The organism is Kitasatospora sp. NBC_00039, assembly GCF_045160625.1.
Lineage (GTDB): Bacteria > Actinomycetota > Actinomycetes > Streptomycetales > Streptomycetaceae > Kitasatospora.
Genome location: NZ_CP108289.1, coordinates 3,453,543 through 3,466,064, shown reverse-complemented (window position 1 = coordinate 3,466,064; position 12,522 = coordinate 3,453,543). Strand labels below are relative to the sequence as shown.

General features: G+C 71.6%; 13 protein-coding genes and 1 riboswitch. Of the genes, 3 read left to right on the top strand and 10 right to left on the bottom strand.

Annotated elements, in window-relative coordinates:
• Window positions 1-4: 4 nt before the first annotated feature.
• The 5 genes from OG286_RS15260 to sodN form a co-directional block, all read right to left on the bottom strand.
• A complete protein-coding gene (locus tag OG286_RS15260) occupies window positions 5-388 on the bottom strand; it encodes a nuclear transport factor 2 family protein (RefSeq protein WP_396320786.1) in 384 nt (127 codons plus the stop codon).
• A 100-nt stretch (window positions 389-488) separates the two neighbouring features.
• On the bottom strand, window positions 489-1,490 hold the full coding sequence (locus tag OG286_RS15255; RefSeq protein ID WP_405366058.1) for an ABC transporter substrate-binding protein: 1,002 nt from the start codon (window positions 1,488-1,490) through the stop codon (window positions 489-491).
• 2 nt (window positions 1,491-1,492) lie between these two features.
• Complete coding sequence (locus tag OG286_RS15250; RefSeq protein ID WP_396320787.1) at window positions 1,493-2,266, bottom strand: ABC transporter ATP-binding protein; 774 nt, start codon at window positions 2,264-2,266, stop codon at window positions 1,493-1,495.
• Window positions 2,266-3,330: a FecCD family ABC transporter permease gene (locus OG286_RS15245; RefSeq protein WP_405365356.1), complete on the bottom strand. Its 1,065-nt coding sequence runs from the start codon at window positions 3,328-3,330 to the stop codon at window positions 2,266-2,268. Before OG286_RS15245 ends, OG286_RS15250 begins: the two co-directional genes overlap by 1 nt.
• Window positions 3,331-3,517: 187 nt before the next feature.
• Window positions 3,518-3,590, bottom strand: a riboswitch (cobalamin riboswitch).
• A gap of 131 nt (window positions 3,591-3,721) precedes the next feature.
• Window positions 3,722-4,117, bottom strand: a complete 396-nt coding sequence (gene sodN, locus OG286_RS15240; protein WP_063347853.1) for a superoxide dismutase, Ni — start codon at window positions 4,115-4,117, stop codon at window positions 3,722-3,724.
• A gap of 185 nt (window positions 4,118-4,302) precedes the next feature.
• Here sodN and sodX point away from each other — a divergent pair, with 185 nt between their 5' ends.
• A complete protein-coding gene (gene sodX / locus OG286_RS15235) occupies window positions 4,303-4,740 on the top strand; it encodes a nickel-type superoxide dismutase maturation protease (protein ID WP_396320788.1) in 438 nt (145 codons plus the stop codon).
• Window positions 4,741-4,744: 4 nt separating this feature from the next.
• Here the strand turns inward: sodX and OG286_RS15230 are convergent, their stop codons facing one another.
• From OG286_RS15230 to OG286_RS15210, 5 genes are all read right to left on the bottom strand, one after another.
• Window positions 4,745-5,338: a CGNR zinc finger domain-containing protein gene (locus OG286_RS15230; RefSeq protein WP_396320789.1), complete on the bottom strand. Its 594-nt coding sequence runs from the start codon at window positions 5,336-5,338 to the stop codon at window positions 4,745-4,747.
• A gap of 112 nt (window positions 5,339-5,450) precedes the next feature.
• Window positions 5,451-6,242, bottom strand: a complete 792-nt coding sequence (locus OG286_RS15225; protein WP_396320790.1) for an amino acid ABC transporter ATP-binding protein — start codon at window positions 6,240-6,242, stop codon at window positions 5,451-5,453.
• Complete coding sequence (locus OG286_RS15220) at window positions 6,239-7,213, bottom strand: amino acid ABC transporter permease (protein ID WP_396320791.1); 975 nt, start codon at window positions 7,211-7,213, stop codon at window positions 6,239-6,241. The genes OG286_RS15225 and OG286_RS15220 overlap by 4 nt, the downstream gene beginning before the upstream one ends.
• 34 nt (window positions 7,214-7,247) lie before the next feature.
• A complete protein-coding gene (locus OG286_RS15215) occupies window positions 7,248-8,180 on the bottom strand; it encodes an ABC transporter substrate-binding protein (protein WP_396320792.1) in 933 nt (310 codons plus the stop codon).
• Between the two features lie 472 nt (window positions 8,181-8,652).
• On the bottom strand, window positions 8,653-9,579 hold the full coding sequence (locus OG286_RS15210; RefSeq protein ID WP_396320793.1) for an ABC transporter substrate-binding protein: 927 nt from the start codon (window positions 9,577-9,579) through the stop codon (window positions 8,653-8,655).
• Window positions 9,580-10,165: 586 nt separating this feature from the next.
• On the opposite strand from OG286_RS15210, the gene OG286_RS15205 reads away from it, so the two are divergent.
• Together OG286_RS15205 and OG286_RS15200 are read left to right on the top strand one after the other, a co-directional pair.
• Window positions 10,166-11,362, top strand: a complete 1,197-nt coding sequence (locus tag OG286_RS15205; RefSeq protein ID WP_396320794.1) for an NADP-dependent malic enzyme — start codon at window positions 10,166-10,168, stop codon at window positions 11,360-11,362.
• A 113-nt stretch (window positions 11,363-11,475) separates the two neighbouring features.
• Window positions 11,476-12,438 carry a zinc-binding dehydrogenase gene (locus OG286_RS15200; RefSeq protein ID WP_396320795.1) on the top strand — a complete coding sequence of 321 codons (963 nt, stop codon included), beginning with the start codon at window positions 11,476-11,478 and terminating at the stop codon, window positions 12,436-12,438.
• Window positions 12,439-12,522 lie beyond the last annotated feature (84 nt).

Genomic DNA, 12,522 nt, shown 5'->3' with positions numbered 1-12,522 from the left:
GAGCCTACTTGGACCGCTCGTTCTCGTCCCAGGCCTGGATCGAGGTCTGGTCGACGATCCGGCCGTCCCGCAGGCCGGCCACCGAGCTGACCAGCACCCGGACACCGTCGGGGTACTGGCAGGACTCCAGGAAGGCCACGCGGTCGTCCTGGAGCACCACCTGCTCCAGCCGGTGGGTCATCTCCCGGCCGTAGACGTCGTCCAGCATCGCGCCGATCTCGTCCCGGCCGTGCATCACCAGGGGGTGGCTGGGCTGCGTCTTGCGGTCGACCATGCGCAGTTCGGCGTCGTCCGCGTACAGCGCCAGCAGGGCGTCGGCGTCGGCGCGCTCGATGCCCTCGCGCAGCGCCGCGGTGTCGAAGGCGGACGACGCGGCCAAGGTGGTCATGTTCTCGCTCCTCCGGTCGGTTCCGTCGGCTCGTACCTCCGAGCGTACGCCCGCCGCGTCGCCGCCCGGCCGCCTCCTCCGGCTGCCCTCGTGGTCCGGCTCAGCCGGTCGTCACGCTGCGCAGGTACGCCGCCAGGGCGGTGACCGCGGCCGGGTTGCGCGGGCTCTCCACCAGGTCGACGTAGTCCAGGACGAAGATCCGGTCGTTGCGGACGGCGGAGACGCCCGCGAGCGGCGGGAAGGTCTTCAGGAACTTCCGCTTGGCCTCGGCGTCGGGGGAGCCGTAGTTGTTGATGACGATCACCTCGGGGTCGCACCGGACCACGCTCTCCCAGCCGACGGTGGTCCAGGAGTCGGCGACGTCGCCCATCACGTTCCGGCCGCCGGCCTTGGTGATGATCTCCTCCGGCGCCGCGAACTTCCCCGAGGTGTAGGGCTTGTCCTCGCCGCTGTCGTAGAGGAAGACCCGCGGCCGGCGCTCGGGCTGCGGCACGGCGGCGACCTGCGTCCTGAACTCGGCGATCAGCTCGTCGGCCCGGTCGCGGACGTCGAAGATCTCCCCCAGGTTGGCCGGGTCGGTGTAGAGCGCCTCCAGCGGGGACATCACGCCGCGTTCCTGGCCCTTGCCGCTGCGGCAGGACTCGGTGAGCACGTAGGAGCCGATGCCGAGGCCGGCCAGCGCCTGCGGCGTGAAGCCGTCGGCCTCGCTGAAGCCGTAGGGCCAGCCGGCGAAGACCAGGTCGGCCCTGGCCTCCAGCACGATCTCCTTGGTGATCTGCTGCTTGGAGAGCCACGTGGTCCGCTGGTAGCCGTCCTTCCAGGCCACCTTGTCGACCTGGCCCTTGTCGTCGGGCATCACGTAGCCGGCCATCCGGTCGGCGAGGCCGAGGGCCAGCAGCAGCTCGGTGATGCCGACGTCGTTGCTCACCGTCCGGGCGGGCTTCGTCCGGTAGGTGACCTCGGTGCCGCAGTTGTCGACGGTCACCGGGTAGTGGGCGGAGCCGGTGGCGGCGTCACCGGCGGGGGCGATCTCGGCGCCGCAGGCGGTCAGCCCGAGGGTGAGCAGGGCGGCGGAGGCAACGGCCTTGGTGCGCACGGGGATTCCTAGGATCGGGAGAGTCGGTCGAAGAGCAGCTGGACGGCGCCGGTGTCCGGGTGTTCCACCGGGGTCGCGCGGACGCCGAACACCTCGGCCAGCAGGGCCGGCCGCAGCACCTCGGCCGGCGGTCCGGAGGTGACGATCCGGCCGGCCGCGATGACGTAGAGCAGGTCGCAGTGGCCGGCCGCCAGGTTGAGGTCGTGCAGGGCCGTGAGCACCGTCGGCCCGGCCTCCCGGACCAGCGCCAGCACCTCCAGCTGGTGCGCGATGTCGAGGTGGTTGGTGGGCTCGTCCAGCACCAGCACGCGGGGCTCCTGGACCAGCGCGCGGGCGATCAGCACCCGCTGCTTCTCGCCACCGGACAGGCTCAGGAAGCCGCGCCCGGCCAGGTGCCCGGCGCCCACCCGGTGCAGCGCGTCACGGCACCGCTCCTCGTCGCCGTCGGCCGGGCGGGCGAAGCCGCCGCGGTGCGGCAGCCGGCCCATCCCGACCACCTCGGCCACCGTGAAGTCGAACTCGGCGGAGTGCTCCTGCGGCAGCGCCGCCACCCGCCGGGCGGCCTCCCGCGGGGCCAGCGCGTGCAGGTCCGCGCCGTCCAGCCGGACGGCGCCGGCGGCCGGCCGCAGCGCCCGGTAGACGCAGCGCAGCAGGGTGGACTTGCCGCTGCCGTTCGGCCCGACCAGGCCCACCACCTGCCCCGCGGCGGCGCGCAGCGTGATGTCGTGGACCAGCCGGGTGCCGGCCAGCTCGACCGAGACGCCGTCGAGGGCGAGGTCCATCAGCGGCCTCCGAAGGTGTAGCCGCGACGGCGCATCAGCAGCAGGAAGCAGGGCACCCCGAGCACCGCGGTGACCACCCCGACCGGCAGTTCGGCCGGGGCCAGCAGGGTGCGCGAGAGGATGTCCACCCAGACCAGCAGCAGCGCGCCGGCGAGCGGGGCGACCAGCAGCACCCGGCGGTGCCCGGCGCCGACCAGCATCCGGGTCAGGTGCGGCACCATCAGCCCGACGAAGCCGATCGCGCCGCTGACCGCGACCACGGTGCCGGTGACGGCCGCCGTCACCACGAACAGCTCACGGCGCAGCCGGTCGCCGTCCACCCCGAGCGAGGCCGCCGTCTCGTCGCCCATGGCGAGCGCGTCCAGCCGCCCGGCGGCGCAGGCCAGGTACGCCAGGCCGGCCAGCACGGTGGCGGCGGCGATCGGCACCGAGCCCCAGGTGGCCCCGCCGAGGCTGCCGAGCAGCCACATCATCGCGCTGCGGGCCGCCTCGCCGCGGGCGGCGCCGAACACCATCAGCGCCGTCACCGCCGAGAAGCCGTAGGACATCGCGGTGCCGGTGAGCACCAGCCGCAGCGGGGTGAGCCCGAAGGCCGTGCGGGCGGTGGCGTACACCAGCACCATGGCCAGCAGTGCCGAGCCGAACGCGGAGACCGAGATCGCCCAGACCCCGAGCGAGGCGAAGGCGCCGAGCAGCAGCACCGCGTTGGCGCCGACGGCCGCGCCGGAGGAGATGCCGAGGACGAACGGGTCGGCCAGCGCGTTGCGGACCATCGCCTGCACCGCGACCCCGGTGGCCGCGAGCCCGGCGCCGACCACGGCGGCCAGCACGGTGCGCGGCAGCCGGATCTCCCAGACGATCGCGTAGGCGGCGGCCTCGCCGGCCTCCAGCCGACCGCCCGTCAGCCCGGCGCCGAGCAGCCGCAGTACCTGCGACCAGCCGAGGCCGGAGGAGCCCAGGGCAACCCCGCAGACCAGCGAGAGCAGCAGTGCCGCGGCCAGGCCTGCGGCCAGCGGGGCGGCGGGTATTCGACGGGCCGGCGCGGCAGCCGGTGCGGTGCTCACGCGCCCGCCTCACGTCGCACGGCGGGGGCCTTCGCCCACGAGCACCGCTCGATGGTTCGCTGGCTCACGGAGGCACCTTCGCCTCGGGCCGCGGGCGGGCACGGGGGCGGCGCGCCCGGGCCGCAGAGAGTGCCGGGGCGCCATCCCCTCGCAGTCCGCGGCGAGTTGTCGGAAGGTCAGCGCCCCGGGGCGACCGGGCTCGCGGGCACAGGGCTCCGCCCACCGTTGCGGGTCAGCGCCGGATTCGCACCGGCTTCCCCCGCGGGACGCCCTGGCAGCATAACAGGCAGTAAGGCCAGGCAACCCTTACAGGGTGATGGCGGGCCGGCAAACGCGACCGCCCCCGTCCGGTGATCCGGACGGGGGCGGTTCGGCGGCGGCTGACCCCGGGTCAGGCCTGCTTGGTCTCCCAGAAGATCTTGTCGACCTCGGCGATCAGGTCGAGCAGGGCCTGGCCGGTGGCCGGGTCCGTCGACGCCTTGGCGGCCGAGGCGGCCTTCAGGGTGTCGTTGATCAGCTGGTGCAGCTGCGGGTACTTCTCGAAGTGCGGGGCCTTGAAGTAGTCGCTCCACAGCACCGAGATGTGGTGCTTGACGGCCTCGGCACGCTGCTCCTTGATGATCAGGGCGCGGGTGCGGAATGCCGGGTCCTCGTTGGCCTGGTACTTCTCCTGGGTGCCCTTCACCGACTCGGCCTCGATCCGGGCCTGCGCGGGGTCGTACACGCCGCAGGGCAGGTCGCAGTGGGCGTGGGCGGTGGCGCGCGGTGCAAACAGACGAGAGAACATGGGAGTCCTTCCTTAGATCGTCTTCCCGCGGCTGAGATTACCCTTCCGGCCACCGGGTTTCGCGATCGGGCGGTGGGCCTAGGGCAAAAGGTGGAGCCGGAACCGGGCCAATCCGGACATCGGCGGGTGACGGGCCGTACGGCAGACTGGGACCCGGCGGGCCGGGAGGAGGAGTCGTGGCGCGGATGGCGGAACCGGAGGGCGGCACCCCGGGGGGTGGCGCCCCGTTCGGGCTGATCGACGTGGCCGGGCCCTCGATGGTGCCGACCCTGCGCGAGGGCGACCAGCTGCTGGTCCGCTACGGCGCGCGGATCCGGCCGGGGGCGGTGGTGGTCTTCCGCCACCCCTTCCAGCAGGACCTGCTGGTGGTGAAGCGGGCCGCCGAGCGGCGCCCGAAGGGCTGGTGGCTGCTCTCCGACAACCGGCCGGTCGACAGCGACAGCCGCAGCTACGGCGCCGTCCCGGACGAGCTGGTGCTCGGCCGGGTGCTGCTGCGGCTGCGCCCCCGCCCGGCCTGGCTGGCCCCGGGCCGCCGGCTGGAGCGTCTGCTGCTCACCAGCCCGCTGGCGCGGGTGCCGGGGCTGGCACGCCGGCTCGGCGTCTGGGCCGACCCGACCCTCTAGTCCGCTAGCCCTGGCCGGCGAGGGTCGCCGCCTCCTGGGCCTCCTGCCGCTTGCGGGCCCGGTACGCGGCGACGTTGGCGCGGGTGGCGCACCGGTCGGAGCAGTACCGCCGGGAGCGGTTGGTGGAGGTGTCCAGGTAGGCGTTGCGGCAGGGCACGGCCTGGCAGATGCCGAGCCGGTCGGCGCCCAGCTCGGTCAGGTGGACCGCCAGCCCCATGCAGGCGACGGCGCTGAAGTGCGCGGTGGCGGTCGGCGAGTTGTCGGCGAGGTGCAGGTGCCAGCGCGGCCGCCCGGCGTCGTCGAGGTAGTCGTGCCCGGAGACCAGCGGGCTGACGGGGTACTCCATCAGCAGGCTGTTCAGCAGGTCGACGCCGCGGATCTCGTCCCCCTCGGCGGCGGCCTCGAACACCCCGCGCAGCCGGGTCCGGACGGCCCGCAGTCGCGGCAGGTCCGACTCGTCGGCGAGCGCGGCGGCCCGCGACGACTCCGAGAACAGCGCGCGTACCGCGTCCACCGAGGTCAGCGAGTCGGTGCCGCGCTCGGGCTCCTCGGTGTTCACCAGCCGGACGGCCAGATCGGCGTACGAGGCGAGCTCCACGGTGGTCCTTCCAAAGTCGGTAACGGGCTGACAGCTTCCAGCCTATTACCCGGGCGGGGAAAACGTCGGCGCCCGGCAGGACCGGCCTGCCGGGCGCCGCGTGAAGGTGCGCTCAGAGCACCTTGGAGAGGAAAGCGCGGGTGCGCTCGTGCTGCGGGTTGCTGAGGACGTCGCGCGGGTTGCCGGACTCGACCACCACACCGCCGTCCATGAACACCAGCGCGTCGCCGACCTCGCGGGCGAAGCCCATCTCGTGGGTGACCACGATCATCGTCATACCGTCCTCGGCGAGGCCGCGCATGACGTCCAGCACCTCGCCGACCAGCTCCGGGTCGAGCGCCGAGGTGGGCTCGTCGAAGAGCATCAGCTTGGGCTTCATGGCCAGCGCGCGGGCGATCGCCACGCGCTGCTGCTGGCCGCCGGAGAGCTGGGACGGGTAGTTCTTCGCCTTCTCGGCGAGCCCCACCCGCTCCAGCAGGGCCATGCCCCGCTCCCGGGCGGCCGACCGGCTCTCGCCCTTGACCTGCACCGGCGCCTCGATGATGTTCTCTATGGCGGTCATGTGCGGGAACAGGTTGAAGCGCTGGAAGACCATGCCGATGTCGCGGCGCTTGAGGGCGACCTCGCTGTCCTTGAGCTCGTAGAGCTTGTCGCCCTTGCGCCGGTAGCCGACCAGCTCGCCGTCGACGGACAGCAGCCCGCCGTTGATCTTCTCCAGGTGGTTGATGCACCGCAGGAAGGTCGACTTGCCGGAGCCGGAGGGCCCGACGAGGACGAACACCTCGTTCTGCTTGACCTCCAGGTCGATGCCCTTGAGCACCTCGACGAGGCCGTACGACTTGCGAACGCCCTCGGCGCGCACCATCGGGTGCCCGGAGACCGGGGGCTTGCTCAGGTCGGTCATTGGTGGCTGCCTCCCTCGATCCCCGGGACCACGTCGTTCTTGGCCTTGGGGACGGGCTTGCCCGCGAACAGCCGGCGCAGTCGCTCGATCGGAGTCGGCGGCAGCGTCCGGGTGGTACCACGAGCGTAGTGCCGCTCGACGTAGTACTGGCCGATGGTCAGTACGGAGGTCAGGAAGAGGTACCAGAGGCTGACGGTGATCAGCAGCGGGATGGTCTGGAAGGTCCGGGAGTAGATGTTCTGCCCGGCCCGGAAGAGCTCCTCCAGGGCGATGACGCTGACCAGGGAGGTGGTCTTCAGCATCGAGATGGTCTCGTTGCCGGTGGGCGGGATGATCACCCGCATGGCCTGCGGCAGGACGATCCGGCGCATGGTCGCGAAACGGCTCATGCCGAGCGCGTGGGCCGCCTCGGACTGCCCCTCGTCCACCGACTGGATGCCGCCGCGGACGATCTCCGCCATGTAGGCGGCCTCGTTGAGGCCGAGGCCGAGCAGGGCCGCGGTGAAGACGGGGATCAGCTTGTTGGTCGACTCGGACCAGAACTCGGGCCCGAACGGGATGCCGATCGACAACGTCGGCCAGAGCGCGCCCAGGAAGTTCCAGAACACCAGCTGGACCAGCACGGGAGTGCCGCGGAAGACCCAGATGTAGAACCACGCGGTGCCGGACAGCAGCGGGTTCGGCGACAGCCGCATCACCGCGAGGATGATGCCGCCGACCACACCCATCACCATCGAGAGCGCGGTGAGCTCCAGGGTGACGCCGAGGCCGTGCAGGATGCTGGAATCGAAGAGGTAGGTGTTGACGACATCCCACTGGAAGGCGGGATTGAAGATCAGAGCGTGGAGCAGCATCGCCGCGACGACCGCGACGACGACGGCTCCCGCCCACCGGCCGGGGTGGCGGACCGGGACGGCCTTGAAGGACTCGGGCCGTCCCGGTCCCGCCTTCCCCTGATCGGAATGGTTCACAGTGGCCTCAGGGGGGTGGGGAACTGGCGAGGGGTCAGCTGGTGGCGCCGTTGACGACGGACTTGTCGATCGCGCCGGCCTGGACGCCCCACTTCTCCAGGATCTTCTTGTAGGTGCCGTCGTTCATCAGCGACTGGACGGCGCCCTGGACGGCCGGGGTGAGCGTGGCGCCCTTGGCCAGCACGATGCCGTAGGGGGCCTTGCCCTCGACCGAGCCGAGCTGCTCCAGCTGGCCGTTGGTCTGCTTGATCGCGTAGTCGATGACCGGGGAGTCGGCCAGCATGACCTGGTCGCGGCCGGAGACCACGGCCTGGGTCACGTCGGTCTGCAGGTCGAACTTGTCGCCGTCGTTCGGCACCGGGGGCTTGCCGGCCGCGACGCAGGCCGGGTTGATGGTGTCCTTGATGGAGTCGGCCTGGGTGGTGCCGGTCTGGACGGCGATCTTCTTGCCGCACAGGTTATTGATGTCGATCTTGTCCGGGTTGCCCTTCTTGACCGCCGCGCTGGTGCCCGCGAGGAAGTAGGTCACCATGTCGACGGTGGCCTCGCGCTCCTTGGTGTCGGTGAAGGAGCTCATGCCCAGCTGGAACTTGTTGGCCGCGATGCCGGGGATGATCGCGGTGAACGGCGAGTTCTGGACGTCGACGGCCAGACCCAGCTTCTGGCCGATGGCGTTGGCCAGGTCCACGTCCATGCCGATGATCTTGCCCGAGGCGTCCTGGAACTCGTTGGGCGCGTACGAGGCGTCGGCGGCGACGACCAGCTTGCCTGCGGACTTGGCGTCGGCCGGCACCAGGGCGGCGAGCGACGGGTCGGCGGTGGCCGGGGGCACGGAGACGGACGCGGCGCCGCTGCCGGAGGAGCCGGACGAGGACTTGCTGCTGCCGCAGCCGGTCAGGACGAGGGAGACGGACGCGACTACCGCGCCGGCCGCGAGGAGGCGGGTGCGCTGGGTACGGGCGGTCATGAGGGGATCTCCTCCTGAGGGAGAGGTCGGGCGGAGCGCGCCGCGGGGGAGCGGCACACCGGGACAGCGGGCCGTACGGCGCTGTACGGGTGGAGTTTCGCTGTGCGTCGTACGGGCAGAGCCGGTCGTGCATGGCCTGGGCAGGGGGCGCGCAGGGTGGTGCGTGTACTGCTTCCGCCACCCTCCGCCGAGGTGGACGCCGATCGAACCGCCTCGACCAGTGGCCGGCTCGATCCGAGATGGGGGGAATCCTGCCATCTGATGACGGTCGGGTGGCCCTCATTCAGATCAAAATCGGATAACGAGGGGTCACGCTGTCCGCTATTCGGACGAATACCGTGCCCCTGTCACCCTGCGTATAAGTATGCAGATCTCCCTGCACTCTGCCCGGAGGCCCGCCCGAGGACCGGGGCGATTTGGGCCGCCCGCGCGGGCCGCCCGGATCCGACCGGCCCGCGCGGTTGGGCGGGGCTCAGATCCCGCCGTTCACCACGGCGTTCTGGGCCGCGCCCGCGCTCACGTTCCACTTGGCGAGGATCTTGTCGTAGTCGCCGCTGCGGATCAGCTGGTCCACCGCCTTGGACATCGCGTCGCGCAGCTCGGTGTCGGTCTTGCGCAGCGCGATCCCGTACGGGTTGGACTTGGACTGCGCGCCGGTGACCTCGAAGCGGTTGCCGCCGTCGGTGGTCTTCGCCGCGTAGGCCGCCACCGGGAAGTCGTTCAGGCCGGCCGCGGCCGCGCCGGAGGCCACCTCGGCCAGCGCCTTGGCGTCGCTTTCGAACTTGTGCACGGTGAGTGGCTTGCCGGCCCGGGTGCAGGCCGTCACCTGGCGGGCGACGATCTCGTCCTGGGTGGTGCCCTGCTGCACCGAGACGGTACGGCCGCAGAGGTCGTCCAGGGTGTGGATGCCCTTGGGGTTGCCCTTCGGGACGGTGATCGAGGAGCCGGCGATGAAGTAGTCCACGAAGTCGACGCCCGGGTTGGTCTGCTTGCCCCCGTCGTCGACGCCCTCGCGGCGCTGGCGGATGTCGCTGAGCGCGGACATCGCCACGTCGAACTGCTTGGCGTGCAGGTTCGGTATCAGCTTGTCGAACGGGGTGTCGACGATCTCGATCCGCAGGTCGAGGATCTTGCCGAGGGCGTTGGCGATGTCCGGGTCGATGCCGTCCGGCTTGCCGTCGGCGCCCCGGAAGTCCACCGGCGCGTAGTTGAGGTCCGAGCCGACCCGGAGCACACCGGCGGATCGCTGGGCCTTCGGGACCATGCCGCGGACCACCTGCACCGGGTCCTTCGTGGCCTGCTCGTTGTCGCCGCCGCAGCCGGTCAGCAGCAGGGCTCCGGCTGTGGCCAGGGTGAGGGCGGCGATCGCCGGTCGTCGGGGGTGGAGACGGTGGTGCATGAGCGTGCTCCTGTGGGAGGGACGAGGTGGCGCCGCAGTGTCGCGGAGGTGTACGCGAGACGGCGGGCCAGGGGATCCTCCCATCCCTCCCTGCCGGGCCCGGCGGCGGGTGTGTCAGAATCTGCTACCGGGTGACCCCCGACGATCGAACCCAGACCGCCGAGTCGAGACAGGCTCGGGGTGTGCAGGAACGGAAGTCCACGACGCGGACTCCGTATCCGAAGCACCGGCTCCCCTCTGTGTCTGCGTTCACTCCTGCGGGTGTGTGTGCGTACGCGACTGCCGCCACCGGGACCGGGTGCTTCCGACGCCGGGTGCCGTCAAGGGGCGGCACAGCGAATGAAAAAAAGCACATGACGTTGGACGAAACGGCATAGGTGCGATGCCGTCGTCCGACCTACGCTCAGCCTGGAAGCACGACGCAGACAACTGGAAAGAAAAATCCCTCATCCCGAGGGCGCGGCCCCGACGGCAGCGCCCCGACCCCGCTCTCCCCGGGTCCGCTTCGGCGTACCCGGTTTCGAGTTTCCGCCGGGTCGTCCGCCCGTCGGCCTCGTCCTCGCTGATCAATGACGAAGAGGTCATCGTGGCAGCGGAGATCATCCACAGCAGCACTCAGGACACCGACGATCCGGTCGACGCCGTTTTCGCGCTCCACCGCGGCGGCAAGATGGAGATCCGGGCGACCGTTCCGGTGCGCGACGCGGACGACCTGTCCCTCGCCTACACCCCCGGCGTCGCCCGGGTCTGCACGGCCATCGCCGAGCAGCCCGAGCTGGTGAACGACTACACCTGGAAGTCCAACACGGTGGCCGTCGTCACCGACGGCACCGCCGTGCTGGGCCTCGGGGACATCGGCCCGGAGGCCTCGCTGCCCGTGATGGAGGGCAAGGCCATCCTGTTCAAGCAGTTCGGCGGGGTCGACGCCGTCCCGATCGCGCTCGCCTGCACCGAGGTGGACGAGATCGTCGAGACCGTCGTCCGGCTGGCACCCTCCTTCGGCGGCGTCAACCTGGAGGACATCTCCGCCCCGCGCTGCTTCGAGATCGAGCGCCGGCTCCAGGACGCCCTGGACATCCCGATCTTCCACGACGACCAGCACGGCACCGCGATCGTCACCACCGCGGCGCTCTGGAACGCCGCCCGGGTGACCGGGCGCGAGATCGGCACGCTGCGTGCCGTCATCTCCGGCGCCGGCGCGGCCGGCATCGCCATCGCCAAGATGCTGGTGGCCGCCGGCATCGGCGACGTCTCGGTCTGTGACCGTCGCGGCGTGGTCCACGAGGGCCGCGGCGACCTCACCGACGTCAAGGCCGAGATCGCCGCGCAGACCAACCGGACCGGCATCAAGGGCTCGCTGGCCGACGCGCTGGCCGGCGCCGACGTCTTCATCGGCGTCTCCGGCGGCACCGTGGCGGAGGAGGTCGTGGCGACCATGGCCGAGGGCGCGTTCATCTTCGCGATGGCGAACCCGAACCCGGAGATCCACCCGGAGGTCGCGCACAAGTACGCGGCGGTCGTCGCCACCGGGCGCAGCGACTTCCCGAACCAGATCAACAACGTGCTCGCCTTCCCCGGCATCTTCGCCGGCGCCCTGCAGGTCCGGGCCACCCGGATCACCGAGGGCATGAAGCTGGCCGCCGCCAAGGCGCTGGCCGGCGTGGTCGCCGACGAGCTGACGCCGCAGAAGGTGATCCCCTCGCCGTTCGACGAGCGGGTCGCCCCGGCGGTCACCAAGGCCGTCGCCGAGGCCGCCCGCGCCGAGGGCGTGGCGCGCCGCTAGGACCCAGCGGCAGCAGTTCGGACCGCAGATCGCACAGCCGAGCCGGAGCCCGGGACGCGCGTCACACCGACGTGTGGTTCCGGGCTCCGGCTGTCGCGGCTATCGTCCGGACCATGTTTGCTGCCTACGCCGCACGAATCGACGCCGACGACCCGCTGAGCGGGCTGGAGTTGGGCGAACTCCCCGAACCGCAGGCGCGCCCCGGGTGGAGCGTGGTCACGGTCAAGGCCGCCAGCCTCAACCACCACGACCTCTGGTCGCTGCGCGGGGTCGGCCTGCCCGCCGAGAGGCTGCCGATGATCCTCGGCTGCGACGCCGCGGGCATCGACGAGGACGGCAACGAGGTGGTCGTCCACTCGGTGATCGGCCAGACCGGACACGGCGTCGGGCCGGCCGAGCCGCGTTCGATCCTGACCGAGCGTTACCAGGGCACGTTCGCCCAGCGGGTGGCCGTCCCCACCTGGAACCTGCTGCCCAAGCCGGCCGGACTCTCCTTCGAGCAGGCCGCCTGCCTGCCCACCGCCTGGCTGACGGCGTACCGGATGCTGTTCACCAACGCCGGGGTGAAGCCGGGTGACACCGTCCTGGTACAGGGCGCCGGCGGTGGTGTGGCGACGGCGCTGATCGTCCTCGGCAAGGCCGCCGGCCTGCGGGTCTGGGTCACCGGCCGGGACGAGGCCAAGCGCGCCCGGGCCCTCGGACTCGGCGCCGACGCCGCCTTCGAGAGCGGTGCCCGGCTGCCCGAGCGGGTGGACTCGGTCATGGAGACGGTCGGCGCCGCCACCTGGTCGCACTCGGTGAAGTCGCTGCGCCCCGGCGGCACCATCGTCATCTCCGGGGCCACCTCGGGCCCCAGCCCGAAGGCCGCCGAGCTGAACCGGATCTTCTTCCTGGAGCTCAAGGTGGTCGGCTCGACCATGGGCAGCAAGGAGGAGCTGGCGGGGCTGCTCTCGCTCTGCGCCACCACCGGGGTCCGTCCGGTGATCGACTCGGTGCTGCCGCTGGCCGAGGCACGGGAGGGCTTCGCCCGGCTTGCCAAGGGCGACGTCTTCGGGAAGATCGTCCTCACGCCCTGAGGCCGCGGTCCGCGGGTTCCGCGCCGTGCACGCGTAGGGCCCGGCACTCCCTCCCCCCCCGGGAGGAGTGCCGGGCCCGTGGCC